Genomic DNA, 21,465 nt, shown 5'->3' on the forward strand with positions numbered 1-21,465 from the left:
TGCAGACACCGTGACGTCTCACGGAGTAGATGACATCTCGCCGACAGGTGGGCGGCGGGGCGGGTCAGTCGAGCAGGTCGTGCCGGACGATCGTCTCTTCCCGGTCCGGCCCGACACCCACGGCGGAGATCCGCGTGCCGCTCATCTCCTCCAGGGCCAGCACGTACCGCTGCGCCGCTGCGGGGAGCTCCTCGAACGTGCGGGCGGCGGTGATGTCCTCCGACCAGCCGTCGAAGTGCTCGTAGACCGGGCGCGCGTGGTGGTAGGAGGACTGGTCGGCCGGCATCTCGTCGTGCCGGACGCCGTCGACGTCGTACGCCACGCACACCGGGATCGTCTCCAGGCCGGTGAGCACGTCGAGCTTGGTCAGCACCAGGTCGGTCAGCCCGTTGACCCGGTTGGCGTAGCGCGCCACGACGGCGTCGTACCAGCCGGTGCGTCGCGGCCGGCCGGTCGTCGTGCCGAACTCACCGCCCGCCTGCCGCAGCCGCTCGCCCATGTCGTCGAGCAGCTCGGTGGGGTAGGGCCCCTCACCCACGCGGGTGGTGTACGCCTTGGCCACCCCGACCACGCGGTCGATGCGGGTGGGCCCGACGCCCGAGCCGGTGCACGCGCCGCCCGCGGTCGCCGAGGAGGAGGTGACGAACGGGTACGTGCCGTGGTCGACGTCGAGCATGGCGGCCTGGCCGGCCTCGAACAGCACCGTCTTGCCGGCGTCGAGCGCGTCGTTGAGCACCAGCGTCGTGTCCGCGACCATCGGGCGCAGCCGCTCGGCGAAGGCGAGCAGCCCCTCCGTGGTCTCGTCGATGTCGACGGCGCGGCGGTTGAACACCTTCACCAGCAGCTGGTTCTTCTGCGCCAGCGCCCCCTCGACCTTCTGCCGCAGGATGCTGGCGTCGAAGAGGTCCTGGACCCGGATGCCCACGCGGGCCATCTTGTCGGCGTAGGTCGGGCCGATGCCGCGCCCGGTGGTGCCGATCTGCCGCTTGCCGAGGAAGCGCTCGGTGACCTTGTCCAGGGTGCGGTTGTACGGCGGGATGATGTGCGCGGAGGCGGACACGAGCAGCTTCGAGGTGTCGACACCACGCGCGTTCAGGCCGTCGATCTCCTGGAAGAGCACCTCCAGGTCGACGACGACGCCGTTGCCGATCACGGGGGTGCAGCCGGGCGTGAGGATGCCCGAGGGGAGCAGGTGCAGGGCGTACTTCTCCTCGCCCACGACCACGGTGTGCCCCGCGTTGTTGCCGCCGTTGAACTTCACGACGTAGTCCACGCGCGAGCCGAGCTGGTCGGTCGCCTTGCCCTTGCCCTCGTCGCCCCACTGCGCTCCGACGACCACCACGGCTGGCATCTTCAGTCCTCTCAGGCCGCCCCAGGGCACCGGACGGCGCCCCGACGAGGCTACCGGAGCACCCCGGCCGGCAGCCCGTCGTCTCAGCCGGGCCTACGACGTCCTGCGCGGCACGGAAGGCCTGCCGCCTCTCCGCAGGCGGGCCGTCCAGCCGTCGGGGTGCGGCACCGGGCGACGCGGGTTAGTTTCGATCCGGACAAAGCACCGTTTTATGCAGGGCAGACTCCGGCGGGTAAGGAGGGCACGACCGCATGATCGAGATCTCCGCGTCGGCGACGACGGCGGTCGTGCGCATCGCGGGCGACCTCGACCTTGCCGAACGGGTCCAGTTCCCCGAGGTCACCGCCCGGGTGAGCGGCCTGCGGCGTCAGCTGCTCGTGCTCGACATGTGCCAGGTGACGTTCCTGGACTCCACGGGCGCGGCGTTCCTCATGGCCCTGGCTGAGGCGGCCGCCAAGCGAGGCGGGACCGCCGTCCTGCGCGGGGTCAGTGACCGCGACCTGTTCGTGCTGGAGATCTGCGGAGCGCTGACGCTGTTCCGGCTCGACACCGAGCACAGGTGCCCGCCCCCCGGCGACGGGGACAGTTCCGCGTCGGCCGGGGCATTCGGCCGCGCCGACCGTCAGTCCTGACCCGTCCGGTCACGCCAAACGGTCAGCCCGTCCGGTCACGTCAAACGGTCAGCTCGCGCCGACCTCGTCACCAGGCCCTCCGCCGTCGTCCTCCGTCGCGTCCCCGCTGGGTCGCTCCTGCGTCGAGGCGGCTGACGTCGCACCGCCCGACGTCGCGCCCGCCTGCGAGCGCAGGCGCGCCCACACCACCTTCCCCGAGGGGGTGGGCCGCCAGCCCCAGTCCGCGAGCCGGTCGACGATGTGCATGCCGAAGCCGCCCACCCGGCCGGTGGAGCGCTCACGGGTGATCGGCGGTGCCGGGTTGGCGTCCTCGACCTCGATGCGCAGGCCGTCGCCGGTGTCCTGCAGGCGCAGCCCGATCCGGCCCCACCCGTGCATGACGGCGTTGGCCGTGAGCTCGGAGATCACCAGCTCGGCCGCGGCGACGTCCTCGATGCCCCAGGCGGCGCACGCCCGCCGGACCGCATGCCGGGCGCGGCCGATGGAGGCGGCATCGACCGGCAGCTGCCAGCGCCGACGTCGCGGGGCGGCGACGTCGACCTCCCCCTCGCTGCCGCCGGGCACCCGGATCACCACGAGCGCGACGTCGTCCTCCGCGGCGTCGGCGAGCTGGAGCAGCTCCTCCCCCACGCCCGCCGCGTCCGGTGCGTGGACGCGGGCGCACAGGTCACGCAGGGCCTCGAGCCCCGCGCGCATGGGCCGGTCACGGCGCTCGAGGAGGCCGTCGGTGTAGAGCACCAGGACGTCGCCGGGCTCGAGCCGGGCCGATGCCGTGCCCCGGGCGGCCAGACCGAAACCGATGAGGGTGCCGTGCGCGCCGTCGAGCGCGGTCACCGTCCCCTCCCGCACCAACAGCGGCGGCAGGTGGCCGGCCCGGGAGTAGGCCATGTCCCACGCGCCCTCCGCGGCGGGCGTGAGGGTGGCGTACACGAGCGAGGCGCTGCGTGGGATCCGCATCCCCGCGACGAGGGCGTCGACCCGGCCCAGGACGGTGCCGGGGTCCACCAGCTCCGCGGCGTAGGCGCGCACCACCGACCGCAGCTGCCCCATCGCCGCCGCCGCCTCGACGTCGTGGCCCACCACGTCACCGATGACGACGGCCACCCGGTCCTCGTCGAGGTTGACGACGTCGTACCAGTCACCGCCCACCTGGGCGTGCTCCGCGTTGGGGGCGTAGTAGGTCCACACGTCCAGACCCGGGACGTCGTCCTGCTCGGGCAGCATGGCGCGCTGCAGCGTCTCGGCCAGGGCGTGCTCGCGGGCGTAGAGCTGGGCGTTGTCCATCGCCATGCCCACGCGGCGCGCGGTCAGCTCCAGGACGGTGCCGAACTCGTCGTGCAGGCTGGGCGCGGCGTCCGCGGCACCGCTGGACTGCAGGGCCACGCCGTCCAGGTCCCGCCGCGGCAGCGCGACGAGCAGCCCGAGCGTGCGCTGCCGGCCGAGCACGGGTAGGACCAGGACCTCCGCCCGCGCGTCGCGCAGCCGCCGCAGGTGCGGTGCGACCAGCGCCAGCAGGTCCGCGGTGAGGGTGCCCTCGACGGCGGGGACCTCCGGGTCCAGCCGCACCGTGCGCATGGCGGCACCGCGGAGCAGGTCGAGCACAGGGTCGGAGGCGGTGCGCTCGAAACGGTAGGCGGTCGGGTGCATGGGCGGCGGGTCGTCGTCGATGCCCTCGGCCACGCGCAGGTTGCGGCCCACGATGACGAACGCGCACCAGGCGACCGCCTGGCGGATCAGCATGTCCGCGATGGCGCGCAGCACGTCCGCGGAGTCCGCCTCCTGGAGCAGGTCGGAGACCCGTGCCACCAGGCTGAGGCCCACCCGGGCGCGCCGCTCGGCCTCCAGCAGGCCCTGCTGCGCCTGGGCGTTCGCCACCTCCTCCGAGACGTCCCGGACGACGGCGCTCCACAGCTCCTGCTCCACCTCCGCCAGGCGCAACGGCGCGAGCTGGATGCCCGCCCAGTAGGTGCGGCCGTCCGCCCGGCGGGCGGCCAGCGTCAGCGAGCCGGAGGCGTGACCGGCGAGGGCGGCGGCGACGGCGGCGGCGCCGTCGTCGTCCAGGCCCAGGGCGTCGCGCACCCGCGACCGTGGGCCCAGCAGGTCCTGCCGCTCGAGGCCGGTGAGGCGGGCGGCGACGGCGTTGACGAGCACGGCATGCCAGTCGTCGTCCCGGCGGCCGAGGACGAGGACGGCCTCGGACAGCTGGTCCAGGACGGGTGTGCGCAACCCGCGCAGGGCGTCGGTCCGGAACGGCGCGCCGGTCCCTTCGCGATGCTCGTCGACGGGCACTGCCCGGTCCCCCGTGCGTGCCGAACCGCCGCGTGGCACCATCCGGCCCTCCGATCGTCTAGCGTTTGCCCCGGGCACGCCCGCGCGTGCCACCTTGCCCCATCCTTGCCGAGAGGAAGTGACGTGCGCGACGTGACCGAGGAACCGGGTGGGCCGACGGCCGTGCCGACGGCTGCCGAGACCGGTTCCGTTCATGTGATGGTCTCCACCGCGCGCACCAGGCTGGTGCTCTCGGGGGAGATCGACGTCGCGCTGGCCAACGAGCTCACCGAGGCGGTGTCGGACGCCGAGCGGGCGGGCCTGCCCGTGGAGATCGACGCACGTCACGTGACGTTCATGGACTCGTCCGGGGTCAGCATGCTCGCCCGGCTGGCGCACCGCACGCCGGGCCGGCTCACGATGATCGAGCCGCCGGATGTCGTGCGCTTCCTGCTGGAGGTCACCCGCATCGGCGAGGTCATCGACGTGCTGGACACCGACCCGGGCTTCCCCGAGGAAAAGCCGCCCACCGACGCCGCCTGAGCACCTCACGCGACGAGGCCCGCCCCCGGCTGGGGGCGGGCCTCGTGGCGTCAGCGGCGGACCGCTCAGGCCATCTTGGTACCGGCCGAACGCAGCTGCTGGCAGGCCTCGACGATGCGCTGGGCCATGCCGGCCTCGGCGGCCTTGCCCCAGGCGCGCGGGTCGTACTGCTTCTTGTTGCCGACCTCGCCGTCGATCTTCAGCACGCCGTCGTAGTTGCGGAACATGTGCTCCACGACCGGCCGGGTAAAGGCGTACTGGGTGTCGGTGTCGATGTTCATCTTGATGACGCCATGGTCGACGGCGATGCCGATCTCCTCCGCCGAGGAGCCGGAGCCGCCGTGGAAGACGAGGTCGAACGGCTTGTCCTTGCCGACCTCCTTGCCCACGACCTCCTGGATCTCACCGAGGAGCTCGGGCCGCAGCTTCACGGCGCCGGGCTTGTACACGCCGTGCACGTTGCCGAACGTCAGGGCGGTGAGGTAGCGGCCCTTCTCGCCGGCGCCGAGCGCCCGCACCGTGGCCAGGCCGTCCTCGGGGGTGGTGTAGAGCTTGTCGTTGATCTCGGCCTCGTGGCCGTCCTCCTCGCCGCCGACGACGCCGATCTCGATCTCGAGGATCGTGCGCGCCTTGGCGGACAGCTCGAGCAGCTCCTCCGCGATGACGAGGTTCTCGTCCAGCGGCACGGTGGAGCCGTCGAACATGTGGGACTGGAAGGTGGGCAGCTTCCCGGCCGCGACCTCCTCGGCCTCGAGGGCCAGCAGCGGCTTGACCCAGCTGTCGAGGTTCTCCTTGACGCAGTGGTCGGTGTGCAGGGCGACCGTGATGCCGTAGCCGTTCGCGACCTCACGGGCGTAGGCAGCCAGTGCGCGGGTGCCGGCGACGCGGTCCTTCACGGTGGAGCCGGAGGCGTACTCGCCGCCGCCGACGGAAACCTGCAGGATGCCGTCGCTCTCCGCCTCGGCGAAGCCCCGCAGCGCGGCGGTGACGGTCTGCGACGAGGTCACGTTGATGGCCGGGTAGGCGAACTTGCCCGCCTTGGCCCGGTCGATCATCTCGGCGTAGACCTCAGGGGTTGCGATAGGCACGTCTGATCTCCTGTGTGTGGGTGACGGTGTTCGCTGGTGATTGTCCCACTTTCCCGGCGCGCGGCGTAGGACGGACGGCACAACCCGGGCGCCGGGCGCCCTGGGGCCGGCCGGCTCGACTGCGGTGCCGGGCCGGCTCTACTCCGGTGCCGGGCCGGCGTGCTGCACCATCCACGCGTGCATGGCGACGGCGGCCGCGGCACCGGCGTTGATGGAACGGGTGGAGCCGTACTGGGTGATGTGCAGGATCTCGGTGCAGCCGGCGCGCGCCTCCGCGCTGAGCCCGGCGGACTCCTGACCGAAGAGCATCACACAGGGCCCCGGCAGCGGGCGGCCCTCGATCGGGAGGGAGCCCGGCACGTTGTCGATACCGAGGACGGGCAGGCCGGCCATCTCCGCCCAGGCGAGCAGCCCGGCGACGTCCTCGTGATGGTGCAGGTGCTGATAGCGGTCGGTCACCATGGCTCCGCGCCGGTTCCAGCGACGCCGGCCCACGATGTGCACCGCGGCGACGGCGAAGGCGTTCGCCGTGCGCACCACGGAGCCGATGTTCATGTCGTGCGCGAAGTTCTCGATCGCGACGTGCAGCGGGTGCCGGCGGGTGTCGATGTCGGCCACGATCGCCTCGATCGTCCAGTACCGGTACCGGTCCGCCACGTTGCGGCGGTCACCGTGGGCAAGCAGCTCACGGTCGTAGCGACGGTCGGCCGGCCAGTCCGCCTCGCCACCGGGCCAGGGCCCGACCCCGACGGCGTCGGCCGGCTCAGGGGGCGTCACGCGGGTGGCACGGGATGAAGTCTCTTCGAGCACGCCGGCGACGGTACTGGACGCTCGCCCGGTCACGGTCTACCGGCGTGGGAACGTGAGCCGTCCCACCCGGGCGGGTGCCGCCGTCGTCGGTAGGGTCGGAGGTGAGGCGTCGCGCCGTGGGCACGGACGAGCCCTGACCACGTGCGCCTGGGAGGCACCCGTTGACCGAGATCCGCAGCTGGCTGACAGACATGGACGGTGTCCTCGTCCACGAGGGCAGCGCGCTGCCCGGGGCGCCGGAGTTCATCGCGCGGCTCACCGAGCTGGACCGGCCGTTCCTGGTCCTGACGAACAACTCGATCTTCACCCCTCGCGACCTCGCGGCCCGCCTGGCCGCCTCGGGCATTCCGGTGCCGGAGGAGCGGATCTGGACGTCGGCGCTGGCCACCGCGAGCTTCGTCCACCAGCAGCTGCCCGGCGGCAGCGCCTACGTGATCGGTGAGGCGGGCCTGACCACCGCCCTGTACGGGGCGGGCTACACCATGACGGACACCGACCCGGACTACGTCATCCTCGGGGAGACCCGCACCTACTCGTTCTCCGCGATCACCCGGGCGATCCGGCTGGTTGAGGGCGGGGCACGGTTCATCGCCACCAACCCCGATGCCACCGGGCCCTCCCAGGAGGGGCCGCTGCCGGCCACCGGCGCGGTGGCCGCCCTGATCACCAAGGCCACCGGGCGCACGCCCTATTTCATCGGCAAGCCCAACCCCGTGATGATCCGGGCCGCCCTGAACCGCATCGAGGCCCACTCGGAGACGACGGCGATGGTCGGGGACCGCATGGACACCGACGTGCTGGCCGGGATGGAGGCGGGCCTGCACACGTTCCTGGTGCTCACCGGCTCCACCGAGGCCCACGACGTGGAGAAGTACCCGTTCCGGCCCAGCGAGGTCCGCCAGTCGATCGCGGACCTCGTCGAGCTCATCTAAGACCGCCGTTCCCTCATCCGACCCAGTCGGCTGCCGGGACGCAACCTGCTAGCGCGGCGGCCAGTCCTCCACGCCCGAGCCGGCCGGCCACGCCCCGTCCGGGGCCCCGGCCGCCGGCGCGGCGCCGTCGACCGGTCGGCCGGCGTCGCGGGCGGGGTCGAACCCGCCGCGCTGCCCGCCGAACCCGGGGGTGGACTCCGCCGGCACGGGCCGGTGCCCGCCCGGCGCGTACGCCGCCGCGGTGGTCGGGTCGGTGAAGGTGACCGCGGGGGCGGTGCGCACCGCGGGGTCGTTGGCCTCGAAGTACTCCGCGCGGCGGAACGCGAACACGGACGCGATGAGGTTGGCGGGGAAGCTCTCGGTCTTGGTGTTGAGCTGGCGCACGTTGGCGTTGTAGAACCGCCGGCCCGCGGCGATGCGGTCCTCGGTGTTGGTCAGCTCCGCCTGCAGCCGCTGGTAGGGCTCCGCGGCCCGCAGCTGAGGGTAGGCCTCGGCCACGGCGATCAGCCGCCCGAGCGCGGCCGTCAGCGCGTTCTCCTGCTCGGCGCGCTGGGCCGGCCCCGCGGCCGGCGTGGCCACCGCCGCGCGGGCCCGGGTGACCTCGTCGAGCGCGGACCGCTCGTGCGCGGCATAGCCCTTGACGGTCTCCACGAGGTTCGGGATGAGGTCGTAGCGGCGGTGCAGCTCGACGTCGATCTGCCGCCAGGCCTCCTGCACGAGGTTGCGCAGCCGGACGAAGCCGTTGAACGTCGCGACCGCCCACAGCAGCACGACCACCACGATGACACCGGCCACGACGAGGCCCACCACCAGCGCGTCCATCGGCTCTCCCGTCCCCAGGTCTGGCGTGATTGAACCACACGGGCGTCCGCTGCATCGCGGCCCCGGTGGGCCGTGCTCAGTCCAGGTCGAGGTCCGCCACGCCCAGGGCGGCGTGGTACGGCACCCCGGTCGCCTCGATCGCCTCGCGTGCGCCGGTGGCCCGGTCCACGACGACGGCGACGGCGAGCACCTGGGCGCCGACCTCACGCAGCGCCTCGATCGCCGCCAGGGGGCTGCCCCCGGTGGTGGAGGTGTCCTCCAGGACCACCACGCGGCGCCCGCCGACATCGGGGCCCTCGATGCGCCGTCGCATGCCGTGGGACTTGACCTCCTTCCGGACGACGAACGCGTCCAGGTCCAGCCCACGGGAGGCCGCCGCGTGCAGCATCGCGGTGGCGACGGGGTCGGCGCCCATCGTCAGGCCGCCGACGGCGTCGACCTCGTCCGGGCCGAGGCCGGCTTCCTCGAGCATGTCGAGCATGACGTGGCCGATGAGCGGCGCGGCCGCGTGGTGGAGGGTGGCGCGGCGCATGTCGACGTAGAAGTCGGACGTCAGGCCGGACGCCAGGGTGACCTCGCCGCGGACCACGGCGAGCTCACGGACCAGGGCGGCGAGCCGCGTGCGTGGGGTGTCGTTGGAGGTCACGGCCGCAAGCCTAACGGGCGGTCATCGCCCGTCCGCTGGCGGCCGGCCCGGCGACCGCGCGCACCAGGGCACGCGGGGCGTGCCGCAGCGCCGCGGCCGCCACCCGGTAGCGCAGCGACGGGACGACCACCACGTCCCCGCGGCGCACCCCCGCCAATGCGGCGGTGGCTACCTTCTCGACGTCGATCCAAGCCGGGGCGGGCCAGGTGGCCGCCTCGAGACCGGCCCGGTCGTGGAACTCGGTGCGCACCAGGCCCGGGCACACCACGGTGGCGGTCACCCCGGTGCCGGCCAGCTCACCGGCCAGGGCCTCGGTGAAGGTGAGGACCCAGCCCTTGTGGGCGGCGTAGGTGCCCATGGTGGTGAGCGCGGACATCGAGGACACGTTGAGGATCGCCCCGCGCCCGCGCGGCACCATCGCCTCGGCGGCGGCCTTGGACAGCTCCAGCACCGCGCGGACCATGACCTCGATCGCCTCCTCCTCGCGGGCGAGGTCGCCACCGAGGAAGTGCTGGCCGAGGCCGAAGCCGGCGTTGTTCACCAGCAGGCCCACCGGCGCGTCGTCCTGGCGTAGCCGGGCGACGACGGCGTCGCGGCCGGCGGCGGTGGCGAGATCGGCCCGCAGGACCTCGACCTCGACCCCGGCTGCGGCGCGGAGCTGCCCGGCCAGGGTCTCCAGTCGGCCGGAGTCGCGGGCGACGAGCACCAGCCGGTGCCGGTTCGCCGCCAGCTGCCAGGCGAGCTCCAGGCCGATGCCCGAGGTGGCGCCGGTCACGAGTGCGGTTCCCATTCCGGCAGCGTAGGTGCTGGCCGGTACGGTCGGCCCCATGAGGCTGGCGACGTGGAACGTGAACTCGATCCGCACCCGGGTGGACCGGGTCCTGGCGTTCCTGGAGAGCTCCGGCACGGACGTGCTGGCGATGCAGGAGACCAAGTGCCGCGACGACCAGTTTCCGGCGCTGGCGTTCGAGGCCGCCGGCTACGAGGTGGCCCACCACGGGCTGAGCCAGTGGAACGGTGTCGCGGTGGCCTCCCGGGTGGGGCTCGAAGAGATCGAGATCGGCTTCCCCGGCATGCCCACGTGGGGTGAGCCGGCCGCGGCGGAGGCGCGGGCCATCGGCGTCACCTGCGACGGCGTGCGGGTGTGGAGCCTGTACGTGCCCAACGGCCGCACGCTCGAGGACCCGCACTACCGCTACAAGCTGGAGTGGCTCGCCGCCCTGCGGGCGGCCGCCGGCGGCTGGCTGGCGGCGGACCCGGACGCGGAGGTGGCCCTAGTGGGCGACTGGAACATCGCCCCGTTGGACACGGACGTGTGGGACATGTCGGTGTTCGAAGGGGCCACGCACGTCTCGGAGCCGGAGCGGGCGGCGTTCCGCGCCCTGGAGGACGCCGGCTTCGCGGAGGTGACCCGCACCTTCGTGCCCCAGCAGTACACGTACTGGGACTACCAGCGCCTGCGCTTCCCCCGCAACGAGGGCATGCGCATCGACTTCGTCCACGCCTCCCCCGAGCTCGCCGCGCACGTCGTTGGCGCGACGATCCACCGGGACGAGCGCAAGGGCAAGGCACCCAGCGACCACGTCCCGGTGGTCATCGACATCGACTGAACGGTGGCCAGCTGACCCGTCAGCAACTGACATCTCGCGAGATGTCAGTTGCTCACGCCGTTGATCAGTCGAGCTCGAACCGCAGGATCTCGCCCTGGCCCGGGACGATCGTCTGGTTGGAGATGTACACGGTGTCCTTGTGGACGGCCAGCCCGCCCGGCAGAGTCAGGTCGTCGGTGAGCAGCTTGTGGTCGTCGGTGTGCTTGCGGTTGACCTCGAAGAGGGCGCCGGTCGTGTCGTCCGAGGCGAGACCGTTTTGGGCGATCTCCAGCACGAGGAGGTTGCCGTCCTCGGTGAACGCGAGGTCGATGACGTTCGTGAAGCCGTCGGCATACACGGTCGGCTTCTCACCTGGCACGATCCGCCAGACGGTTGCCGTGCCGGTGACGAACGGGAAGCCAGTGAGCTGGCCGACGTAGAGGGCGCCGTCCGGGCCCTTGACGACTGCGTTGGGCACCGGGTCCGGCGCGATCTTGGTGCCCGGGGCGAGCGGGTTGTCCACCTCGGCCTCCTGCGGGAAGGTGGCGAGGGTGACGATCTTGCCGTCGGGCCGCACGCCGAGCAGCGAGTTGCCACCGGCGTCGGCGACCACGGTGAGCTTGCGGGTGAACGTCAACGAGTGAGGGTTGGTGTCGAGGTCGCTGTCCTCGGGGTTCTTGTCGAGCTCGAAGTCGGCGATGTCGGCGTACTCGTGCAGCTCGCCGTGGCGGACCCGGTTGACCGAGGCGAGCTGCTCGACGAGGTCCTCGTCCGCCCCGTCGGCCAGGAGGTCGGCCAGCAGTTCGGGGTTGTTGCCGAGGCCGACCGTGGCGTGCAGCTTGCCGTGTCGGTCGAAGGCGACGTCCGACGGGCCGATGGCGGCTGAGCCGTCCTCGGCGGCGAGCGAGGGGAGCCCGGTGACGACGTCGTGGACCTTCCCCCGCCGGACATCGACCCGTGAGATCTTGCCCGTGTCGCCCAAGCACGTGGGCCCCTCGGGCCCCGCGATACAGGGTCCGTCACCGCCCCGGCCGGCCTGCGCGACGTAGAGGTCCCCGTGCCAGCCCAGCGCCAGGCCGCGCGGCCCGTCCAGTCCGCTGACGACCACCTCGGGGTTCTCCTCACTGCCGCCACCGTGGCCCAGGGCGGGCGCCGCCCCCAGGGCGACGACGGCACAGGCCGCCCCTGCGGCGGCGAGGGAGAGACGGGTTCGACGCATGACGCACCTCCGGCCGCCGGCCGACCCGGGCTGGCGCGCCGGGCGGGTCTGGGTTGGGAGGGCACGCGTCGCTGCCGCCTGCGGTGAGGGAAGTAAACGAGGCGCCGCCGGGTGGGGTCAACGGAGGGAGTGAGTGCGGGGTGAGCGGGGGCGAGCCGGGGCGGTAGGTGGGGGGTTGGCCTCGTCAGCGGCTCTGCAGGGCGTCGAGCGCGACGGCGATCGAGACGGCCAGGCGGAAGTCCAGCCGTGGGTCGGGCACGGTGATCGTGTACCGGTCCCGCACCGCCACGTGCTTCTGGGAGCTCATCACGGTCTGGCCCGTGGCGTTGTCGGTGAAGTCGAAGTGGAAGAGGAACGGCACCCAGGTCTCCCCCAGGACCGGGATGAAGTCCCACACCCGCCGCAGGACGGCCACGCCCCGGTTCCGCTCCGTGCCGCGGGCCTCCAGGCCCGACCCGGACACGTGCCAGGTGGAGCGGACCAAGCTCGCCTTGAAGTCCTTGCGGAAGAAGCCGATCGGCTGCCCGGCAGCGTCCCAGACGTCGTAGCCGGAGCTAGGGTCGATCACCTTGCGGGCCTTGAAGGAGAACACCGGCCGCTGCTTGTCCCGGTCGGTGTAGAAGGTGACGTGCTCCTTCATGGCCATGCGCTTCTGCTCCGCGAACGCCAGCAGCGGGCCCTCCGCACCGTCAGGGTTGGCCGCGAGCACCTCGTACCGGTTCACCATCATGGTGAGGTGCTGCCGGACGAAGAACTGGGGAACGTGGTGCACGGGCAGCGTCGTCATGGGGGGAGTCTGGCCCTGTCAGCGGGCGGCGAGCCAGCCGCGCAGCCGGTCGGGGCGGTCGGTGATGATGCCGTCCACGCCGGCGGCGACGGCGGCCGCCCAGTGGGCGGGCTCGTCCAGCGTCCACACCATGGTCCGCAAGCCCTCGCCGTGTAGCGCGTCGACGAGGTCGGGCTCGCGCCGCAGCAGCCGCCCGGAGGGATTCAGGGTCATGACGCGAAGCTCCCGGCACAGGGCGAGGAGGTCCTCGGGCAGCTCGTCGACGAGCAGGCCGCGCGGCAGCTCCGGCGCGGCGGCGCGCAGCGCCTCGACGGTGGCGACGTCGAAGCTCTGCACGACCATGCGGTCGGCGAGCCCCATGAGATCGACGGCGTCGGTGACCTGGCGCACCTCCTCAGTGCCCCACGGGCCCTTGAACTCCGCGAGCAGACAGATCGGAGGGTGCGCGACGAAGAACGCGAGCAGGTCCTCCCCCGTCGGCACCCGCTGCCCGCCGAAGTGGTCCGAGAACCAGTCGCCCGCGTCGAGGTCGGCCACTTGAGCCGCGGTGAGCCGGTCCACCCGGCCGGCGCCGTTCGTCGTGCGGTCCACGGTCTCGTCGTGGATGACGACGGCGACGCCGTCCGCCGTCAGCTGCAGGTCGATCTCGATGACGTCGGCGCCCACCCGCCAGGCCGACTCGAGCGCGGCGAGGGTGTTCTCGGGCGCCACCGAGGAGTTCCCGCGGTGCGCGATGACGAGCGGGAGACCGGTGGTGGCGGGCTGTCCGTCCGGCCGAGGATCGAGGTCCGTGGTGGTCATGCGGCTTCCGTTCTCTGAGGCGACGCCGCCACGCTAGTTCCGCGACGTCACACGAGCGGCGTCCGCCCCGGGCTGACGACAACTGTTCCCGAGACGTTCAGCCGTGGTCTCGCGCCGCGTCGCTCACCGCTCACCTGTCGAGGAATTCTCGCGCTGCGGACACTGGGGCGCTGCGGTCCGCGCGGGGCAGAAGTACCAGAGACCTACGCCCGGGCGTGGTCGGCGAGGATCGCGTCGGTCAGCCGTGGCCAGGTGCGGCCGGCCCACTCCCCGAACGGCTTCGCCCCCAGGAACGCGGCCGCCAGCTGGGCGTCGGGGTCCACCCACAGGAAGCTGCCCGACTGGCCGAAGTGGCCGAACGTGCGCGGCGAGGAGCTCGCCCCGGTCCAGTGCGGGGACTTGTGGTCGCGGATCTCGAACCCGAGTCCCCAGTCGTTGTGCTCCTGGCGGCCGAAGCCGGGCAGCACCCCGGACAGGCCCGGGAAGACGACCTGCGTCGCCTCGGCGAACAGCTCGTCGTCGAGCAAGGTGGGCGCGAGCAGCTCACGCCCGAGCCGGGCAAGGTCCTCCGCCGAGCCGCTGGCCGCGTGCGCGGGTGAGCCCTCGATCAGGACGGTGGACATCCCGAGCGGGTCGATGACCGTCTCCTCGGCCCAGCTGGTGAAGTCGGCGCCTACCTGCTCGGACACGTGCTCGGCCACGAGCTCGATGCCGTAGTTGGAGTACACCCGCCGACGTCCGACCGGGGAGATCGTGGCGCCGGCGTCGAAGGGCACTCCGGAGGCGTGCGCGAGCAGGTGCCGCACCGTGGCACCCTCGGGCCCGGCGGGGTCGTCGAGGCCGACCAGCCCGCGCTTCACCGCGACCAGGGTGGCCAGCGCCGACACGAGCTTGGTCACCGACGCCCACCGGAACACGGTGCCCGTCTCGCCATAGGTGGCCACGACGCCGTCGGCGTCCGTCACCACCACCCCGACGGGGAAGTCCAGGTCGCGCAGTGCCTCGAAGGTCGTCACGGGACCAGGGTGCCACGACGTCGCGGGGGCGCCGCCCTCCGGCGACGCCCCGCGCCCGTCGGCCCACCGTCACGTCCGGACGGCGCCCTCCGGCGTCGCCACGGTGAGGACCAGCCCCTGCCCCTCGGGCAGCGAGCCGGTCTGGGCCAGGGCCGCGGCCGGGTCGATGTCCGCCCGGTCCACGGTGACCGTGTCGCCGTCGTGGACCTCGCCGGCCAGGAGCATCTTGGCGAGCGTGTCGCCGATCTCCCGCTGAATCAGCCGGCGCAGCGGCCGGGCGCCGTACGCTGGGTCGTAGCCCTCCAGCGCCAGCCACTCGCGGGCGGCGTCGGTCACCTCCAGCCGCAGGCGGCGCTCCGCCAGCCGCAGGGCCAGCCGGTCCACCTGCAGGTCCACGATCGAGCCGAGCTCGTCGAGGCTGAGCGCGTCGAAGATGACGACGTCGTCGAGCCGGTTGAGGAACTCCGGCTTGAAGCTGACCCGCACCGCGGCCATCACGGCCTCACGCTTGGCGGCCTCGTCCAGGCTCTGGTCGACGAGGAACTGCGAGCCAAGGTTCGAGGTCAGCACGAGGATGGTGTTGCGGAAGTCCACCGTGCGGCCCTGGCCGTCGGTGAGCCGACCGTCGTCGAGCACCTGCAGGAGGATGTCGAAGACCTCGGGGTGGGCCTTCTCCACCTCGTCCAGCAGCACGACGGCGTAGGGCCGACGGCGGACCGCCTCGGTGAGCTGGCCGCCCTCCTCGTAGCCGACGTACCCCGGCGGGGCACCGACGAGCCGGGCCACCGAGTGCTTCTCGGAGTACTCCGACATGTCGATGCGCACCGTGGCGCGCTCGTCGTCGAAGAGGAAGTCCGCCAGGGACTTGGCCAGCTCGGTCTTGCCCACGCCGGTGGGCCCGAGGAAGAGGAAGGAGCCGGTGGGCCGGTCGGGGTCGGCGACGCCGGCCCGCGAGCGGCGCACCGCGTCGGACACGGCGCGCACGGCCGTGCGCTGACCGATGAGGCGCTGACCGATGACGTCCTCCATGTGGAGGAGCTTCTCGGTCTCACCCTGGAGCAGCCTGCCGACGGGGATGCCGGTCCAGGTGGCCACCACCTCGGCGACCTCGTCCGGGCCGACGTGGTCGGTGACCATCGGGGCCTGGCGCGTCGCCGCCCCTTCCACCGCCCCCGCCTCCTCCGCCTGCTCGGCGGCGGCGAGCTCGCGTTCGAGCGTGGGGATCTCTCCGTACAGCAGCCGCGAGGCGGTCTCCAGGTCACCCTCACGCTGCGCCCGGTCGGACTCGGTGCGCAGGGCGTCGAGCTGGGCCTTGATGTCACCGACCCGGTTGTGGCCGGCCTTCTCGGCCTCCCACCGGGCGGTCATGCTCGCCAGCTCCTCCTGCCGGTCGGCGAGGTCGGCGCGCAGCTTCTCGAGTCGCTCCTGCGAGGCCGGGTCGTCCGACTTCGCCAGGGCGAGCTCCTCCATCTTGAGCCGGTCCACGGTGCGGCGGAGCTCGTCGATCTCGATCGGGGAGGAGTCGAGCTCCATCCGCAGCCGGGACGCCGCCTCGTCGACGAGGTCGATGGCCTTGTCGGGCAGCTGGCGGCCGGTGATGTAGCGGTGCGAGAGCGCCGCGGCCGCGACCAGGGCGCCGTCGGAGATGCGGACCTTGTGGTGGGCCTCGTAGCGCGGGGCGATGCCGCGCAGGATCGCGACGGTGTCCTCCACCGAGGGCTCGCCGACGAAGACCTGCTGGAAGCGGCGCTCCAGCGCCGGGTCCTTCTCGATGCGCTCGCGGTACTCGTCCAGCGTGGTGGCGCCGACCAGGCGCAGCTCACCGCGGGCGAGCATGGGCTTGAGCATGTTGCCCGCGTCCATGGAGCCCTCGGAGGCACCGGCGCCGACGACGGTGTGCAGCTCGTCGATGAAGGTGACGACCTCGCCGTCGGAGCTCTTGATCTCCTCCAGGACGGCCTTGAGCCGCTCCTCGAACTCGCCGCGGTACTTCGCGCCGGCCACCATGGCGGCCAGGTCCAGGGCGATGAGGCGCTTGCCGCGCAGGGAGTCGGGCACGTCGCCGGCCACGATCCGCTGGGCCAGGCCCTCGACGACGGCGGTCTTGCCGACGCCGGGCTCGCCGATGAGCACGGGGTTGTTCTTGGTGCGGCGGGAGAGTACCTGCACGACGCGACGGATCTCGGCGTCGCGGCCGATGACCGGGTCGAGCTTGCCGTCGCGGGCGGCGGCGGTCATGTCCTGGCCGTACTTCTCCAGGGCCTTGAAGGTGCCCTCCGGGTCCGGCGAGGTGACCTTGCCCGTGCCGCGCACGGTGGGCAGCGCGGCGAGCAGCCCCTCGCGGTTGGCGCCGGCGGCGCGCAGGATCTCCCCGGCCGGGCTGGTGGACGCGGCGAGCGCGACAAGGAGGTGCTCGGTGGAGACGTATTCGTCACCCAGGGCCCGGGCCTCGTTGCCGGCGTCGGTGATCATCGTCATCGTCGCCCGGGAGGTCTGCGGCTGGGCGACCGAGGAGCCGGACGCGCCGGGCAGCGTGGCGAGCGAGGCGCGGACGCGCTGGGCGATCGCGCCACGGTCGGCCCCGACGGCGTCGAGCAGGGCGGCGGCGACCCCGCCCTCCTGCTGGAGCAGGGCGGCGAGCACGTGCGCGGGCTCCAGCTGCGGGTTGCCCGCGGTGGACGCGGCGCGGATCGCCTCGGCGATCGCCTCCTGCGACTTGGTGGTGAGCTTGGTGTCCATGTGACCTCCGGGTCGATCAGAGTTCAGAGTCAGTACGGATCAACCGTTCCGAAGTTGAGTCTATTCCGCTCAACTTACTCAGAGCCACCGGTGCCGCTTGAAGACCAGGTAGAGCACGGTGCCCATGACGACCATGCCGAGCAGGGCAAGGGGGTACCCGAGAACCCAGGCCAGCTCGGGCATGTGGCGGAAGTTCATCCCGTAGATCGTGCCGATGAGGGTCGGGGCGAACAGGATCGCCGCCCAGGACGAGATGCGCTTGACCTGCTCGCTCTGCAGATAGCTGGCCTCGGTGAGCCGGCGCGTCTCGTCGTTCTGCTGCTGGGCCACGAGCGTCGCGTTGACGAGGAGGGCGTTCTGGAGCAGGGCGCGGAAGGAGTCCGCGCGCTCGACGATCCGCAGCGCGTGGTCGTGGACGTCGCGCAGCTTGTGCTGCAGCTCGATGTCCACCCCGTAGCGGTCGAAGCCCTGCTCGAGGTTCTCCAGGATCGGCAGCAGCGGGTGGGTGGCCCGCTGGAAGGCGATCACCTCACGGGACAGCTCGTAGATGCGGCGGGACACCGTCGGGTCGCTGCTGAAGAGCTCGTCCTCGATCTCGTCGATGTCGTTCTCCAGCCCGGCGGCCACCGGGGCGTACTCGTCGACGACCTGGTCGAGGATGGCGTACAGCACGGCCTCGGGTCCCAGCCGCAGCATGTGGGGCTCGCGCTCCAGCCGGCGCCGGACCTCGCCGAGGTCGGGCGACTCCGCGTGTCGGACGGTGACGACGAAGCTCGGCCCCGTAAAGACGTGCAGCTCGCCGAACTCGACCTTCTCGGTGCTGTCGACGTAGCGGGCCGGGCGCAGCACCGTGAACAAGGTGTGGCCGTACCGTTCCAGCTTGGGCCGCTGGTGCGCCTTGTTGGTGTCCTCCTCGGCGAGCTCGTGGAGGTCGAACTCCTGGGCAACCGCGCGCACCTCGGCGGCGTCGGGCCGGTACAGACCGAGCCAGGCCATGCCGCCGTGCTCGCGCAGCAGCCCGAAGGTCGCCTCGAGGGTCGGCGGGCTGGCGGCCCGGGCGCCGTCGACGTAGATGACGTTGTCCACCACAGTCATAACGCAACCTTCCCGCACGACGCACCCGGATGCGCTCTCGCATGGCCCACCCGGATGCGCGGCCCCCCTCGACGACCTACCGTGCACCCACAATGAACGAGGGAGGAAGCCATGGGGTTCGACGACCTGGCCCGGAAGGCCAAGGACGCCTTCCAGAGTGAGAAGGTGCAGCAGGCGTTGCGCTCGGAGAAGGCGGAGACGGTCAGCGACACCGTGCTTGAGAAGGCCGCCGGGATGGCCGACAAGGCCACGGGCGGCAAGTACGAGCAGCAGATCGCCGGTGCCCGGAACATGGCCGACACCAAGATCGGCACCGACAACCCCAGCAGCCTTCCAGACCCCCGACGACGAGAGCGGGCAGGGGGGGACCCCCGCCCGCCCGTGACAGCCGGTACGGGTCAGGAGGGCCGCCGCTAGACCTCGACGCCGGGCGCGAACATCGGCCACGGGTCGGCGGCCTCCAGCTGCGCCGCGAGCGCCAGGAGCGTCTCCTCCTGCCCGAGCCGAGCGCCGAGCATGACACCGAAGGGCAGCTCGCGGGCGCCGTCGCCCTCGTCGACCACCTGCCGGTGCAAGGGCAGGGAGATCGCCGGGGCCCCGATGAGGTTCCACGCCGAGGTCCACGGGGTGAAGGCCTTCTGCGCCGCGAAGTCGCCGGCCGGGTCGGAGTCGTCGCGCAGGGCCCCGATCAGCGCCGGCGGCTGGGCGAGGGTGGGCGTGAGGATGACGTCGAACGCGGACCAGGCCAGCGCCGTCTGCCGGGTCAGGCGCTGGACGTCCGTGACCGCCTGGGCGTACTGCGCCCCGGTGAACCGCCGGCCGAGCTCGCGCATCCACCGCGTCAGCGGCACCAGGAGCTCCTCCTGCTCGGGCGGCACGGGCGCACCCAGCACCCCGACGGCCCACAGCGGCATGAAGGCGTCCCACTGCTCCGGTGCGAAGGGCACCGGCGCCTCCGCGAGGTGGTGGCCCAGGCCCTCGAGCAGCCGGGCGGCCCGGTCGACGGCGGCCCGGGCACCGGGGTGCACCGGCGCCCCGGCGACGTTGACCGGCTCGGTGAGCACGCCGACGCGCAGCGGCGCGGGTGGCTGGTCGCACGCCTGCAGGAACGTGCTGCGCGGGCCGGGCAGGAGGTAGTGGTCACCCGGCCAGGGTGGGGCGAGCACGTCGAGGAAGGCCGCGGTGTCGCGCACCGTGCGGGTGAGCACGCCGTTCACGCCCAACCCGGCGCCGTCGACGCCGTACGGCCCGGAAGAGATCCGGCCGCGGCTGGGCTTGAGTCCCACCAGGCCCGTGGCGGCCGCCGGGATGCGGATCGACCCGCCACCGTCGCTGCCGTGGGCCACCGGCACGATGCCGGCCGCGACGGCGGCTGCCGCACCGCCGCTGGAGCCACCGGCGGACCGGGTGAGGTCCCAGGGCGTACGGGCCGGGGGTGCGACGTCGGGCTCGGTGTAGGGCGGCAGACCCAGCTCCGGTGTCGTGGTCTTGCCGACCATGAGCGTGCCGGCCGCGCGCAGCAGCGTCACTACCCCGTCGTCCACGCTCGCGACGTTGCCGGCGAAGGCGGCCGAGCCGCACTCGAACGGCAGGCCGGCCACCATCGTCAGGTCCTTGACCGGGGCCGGGACGCCCAGGAACGGCGGGAGGACGCCGTCGTCGCGGGCGGCGGTGCCGACGGCGGAGAGCTGTTCCTCCGCCTCGGCCGCCTGGGCGTGGGCGCGCTTCTCGGCGAGGTGGACGAATGCCCCCACCTGCGGGCCAAGTCGGCGGGCCCGCTCGAGGGTGTGGTCGGCGATCTCCGACGGCGACACCTCCCCCGCCCGCACGGCAGCGGCGAGGTCGAGGGCGGAGAGCTCGTGGATCTGGGTCATGCCCCGAGGCTAACCACAGCCCGGTGTCCGGTTGCAGGGCCGGCGGTGCGGCGCGAGGCTCGACCTCGTGACGCTGGCCGGCGTGACGGTTCGATGAAGGGACGGCAGCCATGAGCATCGGCGACCTGGGCGACAAGGCCAAGGACCTCGCGGGCAGCGAGAAGGCCGAAGGGATCAGCGACTCCGGCATCGAAAAGGCCAAGGACGCGGCGAGCGAGAAAACCGGCGGCAAGTTCGACGAGCAGCTGGACAAGGGCGGCGACGCCGCCGACCAGCGACTCGGCAACGAGTAGCACGCACAGCGTGACATGGTCGGTGGCCCGGCCATCTCACCGCGCCCTGTTGCAGCCCGGTCGGACCGGGACGAGACTTCAGGTGGCGGCGAGCCCCGGCCAGAACGGAGAGAACGCCATGACCAGGAAGCACGACCCGGACGCCGAGGAGCCCCGAGCCGCACCGCCCGGGCGCGGCCGTTACGACGAGGGCCAGGCCTCGGACGAGGATCTGCAGGCCGAGCTCGGCCGGCACCACGGCCGGTACGACGACGGCGAGCGGACCGACACCACGCATCCCTCCACCGACGAGCTGCTCCGCGGCCGGTACGACGAGGGCCAGGCCACGGACGCGGACCTCGCGGCCGGAGTCCGGCGCCCGCACGGCCGGTACGACGAGGGGACGCGAGCCCCCGACGCCGACTCCGACGACGCCGGCGACGAGTCCCGGTCCGACTTCTGAACCCCACTGGACGAGGTGCCCCATGAGTGAGATCCAGCCGCAGGACCCTGCCCAGCACGTACCCGGCGCGCCGCCTGAGCCGCACGGCCGCTACGACGAGGGCGAGGTGGCCGAGGAACGCCTCGTCGAGGACGAGCACACCCGCGGCCGCTACGACGAGGGCGAGGTCGCCGAGGAGGTGATCGCCAAGGAGGAAGGCGTCCACGGTCGGTTCGACGAGGGCCAGGCGGCGGACGCCACCCTCGACGCCGAGGAGGGCATCGAGGGCAGCTTCGACGAGGGCCAGGCCAGCGACGACACCCCCTCGCCCACCCCCTGACCCGAGGATCCGTCCAGGAGCGACCGGCCCAGACGGGCCGGTCGCTCCTTGCTGTTCGCCGCGGTGCCCGCCGCTCGTCGCCAGGCGTGCGGGCCGCGATGTGTGGCCGACCGTGTCCGGATCGTGACCGGGTGTGGTGGGCGAACCTGTTGACAGCGTGTGACCGGGCGCACAAGATGCAACCTGAATCACCTCTCAG

The 21,465-nt window shown here is 72.6% G+C and carries 22 protein-coding genes; 8 read left to right on the forward strand and 14 right to left on the reverse strand.

What is annotated here, in order from left to right; all coding sequences use genetic code 11:
• Positions 1-64 precede the first annotated feature (64 nt).
• The gene (locus tag FE374_RS17215; protein WP_139930535.1) at positions 65-1,351 is read right to left on the reverse strand and encodes an adenylosuccinate synthase; all 1,287 of its coding nucleotides are present in this window, start codon (positions 1,349-1,351) and stop codon (positions 65-67) included.
• A 251-nt stretch (positions 1,352-1,602) separates the two neighbouring features.
• Here FE374_RS17215 and FE374_RS17220 point away from each other — a divergent pair, with 251 nt between their 5' ends.
• On the forward strand, positions 1,603-1,983 hold the full coding sequence (locus FE374_RS17220; RefSeq protein ID WP_139930537.1) for an STAS domain-containing protein: 381 nt from the start codon (positions 1,603-1,605) through the stop codon (positions 1,981-1,983).
• A gap of 48 nt (positions 1,984-2,031) precedes the next feature.
• Here the strand turns inward: FE374_RS17220 and FE374_RS17225 are convergent, their stop codons facing one another.
• The gene (locus tag FE374_RS17225) at positions 2,032-4,272 is read right to left on the reverse strand and encodes an ATP-binding SpoIIE family protein phosphatase (RefSeq protein WP_168205730.1); all 2,241 of its coding nucleotides are present in this window, start codon (positions 4,270-4,272) and stop codon (positions 2,032-2,034) included.
• 123 nt (positions 4,273-4,395) lie between these two features.
• Here FE374_RS17225 and FE374_RS17230 point away from each other — a divergent pair, with 123 nt between their 5' ends.
• Positions 4,396-4,794: an STAS domain-containing protein gene (locus tag FE374_RS17230; RefSeq protein ID WP_230978371.1), complete on the forward strand. Its 399-nt coding sequence runs from the start codon at positions 4,396-4,398 to the stop codon at positions 4,792-4,794.
• 65 nt (positions 4,795-4,859) lie between these two features.
• On the opposite strand, the gene fbaA is transcribed toward FE374_RS17230, so the two are convergent.
• Together fbaA and FE374_RS17240 are read right to left on the reverse strand one after the other, a co-directional pair.
• The gene (gene fbaA, locus FE374_RS17235; RefSeq protein ID WP_139930543.1) at positions 4,860-5,882 is read right to left on the reverse strand and encodes a class II fructose-bisphosphate aldolase; all 1,023 of its coding nucleotides are present in this window, start codon (positions 5,880-5,882) and stop codon (positions 4,860-4,862) included.
• 138 nt (positions 5,883-6,020) lie between these two features.
• A complete protein-coding gene (locus tag FE374_RS17240; protein ID WP_230978372.1) occupies positions 6,021-6,692 on the reverse strand; it encodes a TrmH family RNA methyltransferase in 672 nt (223 codons plus the stop codon).
• 191 nt (positions 6,693-6,883) lie between these two features.
• Between FE374_RS17240 and FE374_RS17245 the strand changes: the two genes are divergently transcribed.
• Positions 6,884-7,624 carry an HAD-IIA family hydrolase gene (locus FE374_RS17245; RefSeq protein ID WP_139931680.1) on the forward strand — a complete coding sequence of 247 codons (741 nt, stop codon included), beginning with the start codon at positions 6,884-6,886 and terminating at the stop codon, positions 7,622-7,624.
• A 48-nt stretch (positions 7,625-7,672) separates the two neighbouring features.
• Here the strand turns inward: FE374_RS17245 and FE374_RS17250 are convergent, their stop codons facing one another.
• The 3 genes from FE374_RS17250 to FE374_RS17260 all read right to left on the reverse strand — a co-directional run bounded on the left by FE374_RS17250 (position 7,673) and on the right by FE374_RS17260 (position 9,882).
• Positions 7,673-8,446, reverse strand: coding sequence for a LemA family protein (locus tag FE374_RS17250; protein ID WP_139930545.1), 774 nt, complete (start codon positions 8,444-8,446; stop codon positions 7,673-7,675).
• A gap of 76 nt (positions 8,447-8,522) precedes the next feature.
• Positions 8,523-9,092 carry an orotate phosphoribosyltransferase gene (gene pyrE, locus FE374_RS17255; protein ID WP_139930547.1) on the reverse strand — a complete coding sequence of 190 codons (570 nt, stop codon included), beginning with the start codon at positions 9,090-9,092 and terminating at the stop codon, positions 8,523-8,525.
• 10 nt (positions 9,093-9,102) lie between these two features.
• Entirely contained in the window at positions 9,103-9,882 is a 780-nt protein-coding gene (locus FE374_RS17260; RefSeq protein WP_139930549.1) for an SDR family NAD(P)-dependent oxidoreductase, read from the reverse strand.
• A 37-nt stretch (positions 9,883-9,919) separates the two neighbouring features.
• On the opposite strand from FE374_RS17260, the gene FE374_RS17265 reads away from it, so the two are divergent.
• Positions 9,920-10,702: an exodeoxyribonuclease III gene (locus FE374_RS17265; protein ID WP_139930552.1), complete on the forward strand. Its 783-nt coding sequence runs from the start codon at positions 9,920-9,922 to the stop codon at positions 10,700-10,702.
• A gap of 64 nt (positions 10,703-10,766) precedes the next feature.
• Here FE374_RS17265 and FE374_RS17270 read toward each other — a convergent pair whose 3' ends face one another.
• The 6 genes from FE374_RS17270 to FE374_RS17295 all read right to left on the reverse strand — a co-directional run bounded on the left by FE374_RS17270 (position 10,767) and on the right by FE374_RS17295 (position 18,338).
• Positions 10,767-11,900: a ScyD/ScyE family protein gene (locus FE374_RS17270; protein ID WP_139930554.1), complete on the reverse strand. Its 1,134-nt coding sequence runs from the start codon at positions 11,898-11,900 to the stop codon at positions 10,767-10,769.
• A 184-nt stretch (positions 11,901-12,084) separates the two neighbouring features.
• Positions 12,085-12,687, reverse strand: coding sequence for an LURP-one-related/scramblase family protein (locus tag FE374_RS17275; protein WP_139930556.1), 603 nt, complete (start codon positions 12,685-12,687; stop codon positions 12,085-12,087).
• 18 nt (positions 12,688-12,705) lie between these two features.
• Positions 12,706-13,488 (reverse strand): glycerophosphodiester phosphodiesterase, encoded by a 783-nt coding sequence (locus tag FE374_RS17280; protein ID WP_139930558.1) that lies wholly within the window; start codon positions 13,486-13,488, stop codon positions 12,706-12,708.
• Between the two features lie 203 nt (positions 13,489-13,691).
• Entirely contained in the window at positions 13,692-14,504 is an 813-nt protein-coding gene (locus tag FE374_RS17285) for a serine hydrolase domain-containing protein (protein WP_139930560.1), read from the reverse strand.
• Between the two features lie 69 nt (positions 14,505-14,573).
• Positions 14,574-17,243, reverse strand: a complete 2,670-nt coding sequence (gene clpB, locus FE374_RS17290) for an ATP-dependent chaperone ClpB (protein ID WP_139930562.1) — start codon at positions 17,241-17,243, stop codon at positions 14,574-14,576.
• Positions 17,244-17,321: 78 nt separating this feature from the next.
• Positions 17,322-18,338, reverse strand: a complete 1,017-nt coding sequence (locus tag FE374_RS17295) for a magnesium and cobalt transport protein CorA (RefSeq protein WP_139930564.1) — start codon at positions 18,336-18,338, stop codon at positions 17,322-17,324.
• A gap of 111 nt (positions 18,339-18,449) precedes the next feature.
• Between FE374_RS17295 and FE374_RS17300 the strand changes: the two genes are divergently transcribed.
• A complete protein-coding gene (locus tag FE374_RS17300) occupies positions 18,450-18,755 on the forward strand; it encodes an antitoxin (RefSeq protein WP_139930567.1) in 306 nt (101 codons plus the stop codon).
• Here FE374_RS17300 and FE374_RS17305 read toward each other — a convergent pair.
• Positions 18,752-20,212, reverse strand: coding sequence for an amidase (locus FE374_RS17305; protein WP_139930569.1), 1,461 nt, complete (start codon positions 20,210-20,212; stop codon positions 18,752-18,754). The two genes, FE374_RS17300 and FE374_RS17305, sit on opposite strands and share 4 nt — an antisense overlap.
• Before the next feature lie 110 nt (positions 20,213-20,322).
• Here FE374_RS17305 and FE374_RS17310 point away from each other — a divergent pair, with 110 nt between their 5' ends.
• The 3 genes from FE374_RS17310 to FE374_RS17320 all read left to right on the forward strand — a co-directional run bounded on the left by FE374_RS17310 (position 20,323) and on the right by FE374_RS17320 (position 21,266).
• Positions 20,323-20,505, forward strand: a complete 183-nt coding sequence (locus tag FE374_RS17310; protein WP_168205731.1) for an antitoxin — start codon at positions 20,323-20,325, stop codon at positions 20,503-20,505.
• Between the two features lie 118 nt (positions 20,506-20,623).
• Positions 20,624-20,947: a hypothetical protein gene (locus FE374_RS17315; protein ID WP_139930571.1), complete on the forward strand. Its 324-nt coding sequence runs from the start codon at positions 20,624-20,626 to the stop codon at positions 20,945-20,947.
• A 22-nt stretch (positions 20,948-20,969) separates the two neighbouring features.
• Positions 20,970-21,266: a hypothetical protein gene (locus FE374_RS17320; RefSeq protein ID WP_139930573.1), complete on the forward strand. Its 297-nt coding sequence runs from the start codon at positions 20,970-20,972 to the stop codon at positions 21,264-21,266.
• Positions 21,267-21,465 lie beyond the last annotated feature (199 nt).

This window comes from Georgenia yuyongxinii (assembly GCF_006352065.1).
Taxonomy (GTDB): Bacteria; Actinomycetota; Actinomycetes; order Actinomycetales; family Actinomycetaceae; genus Georgenia; species Georgenia yuyongxinii.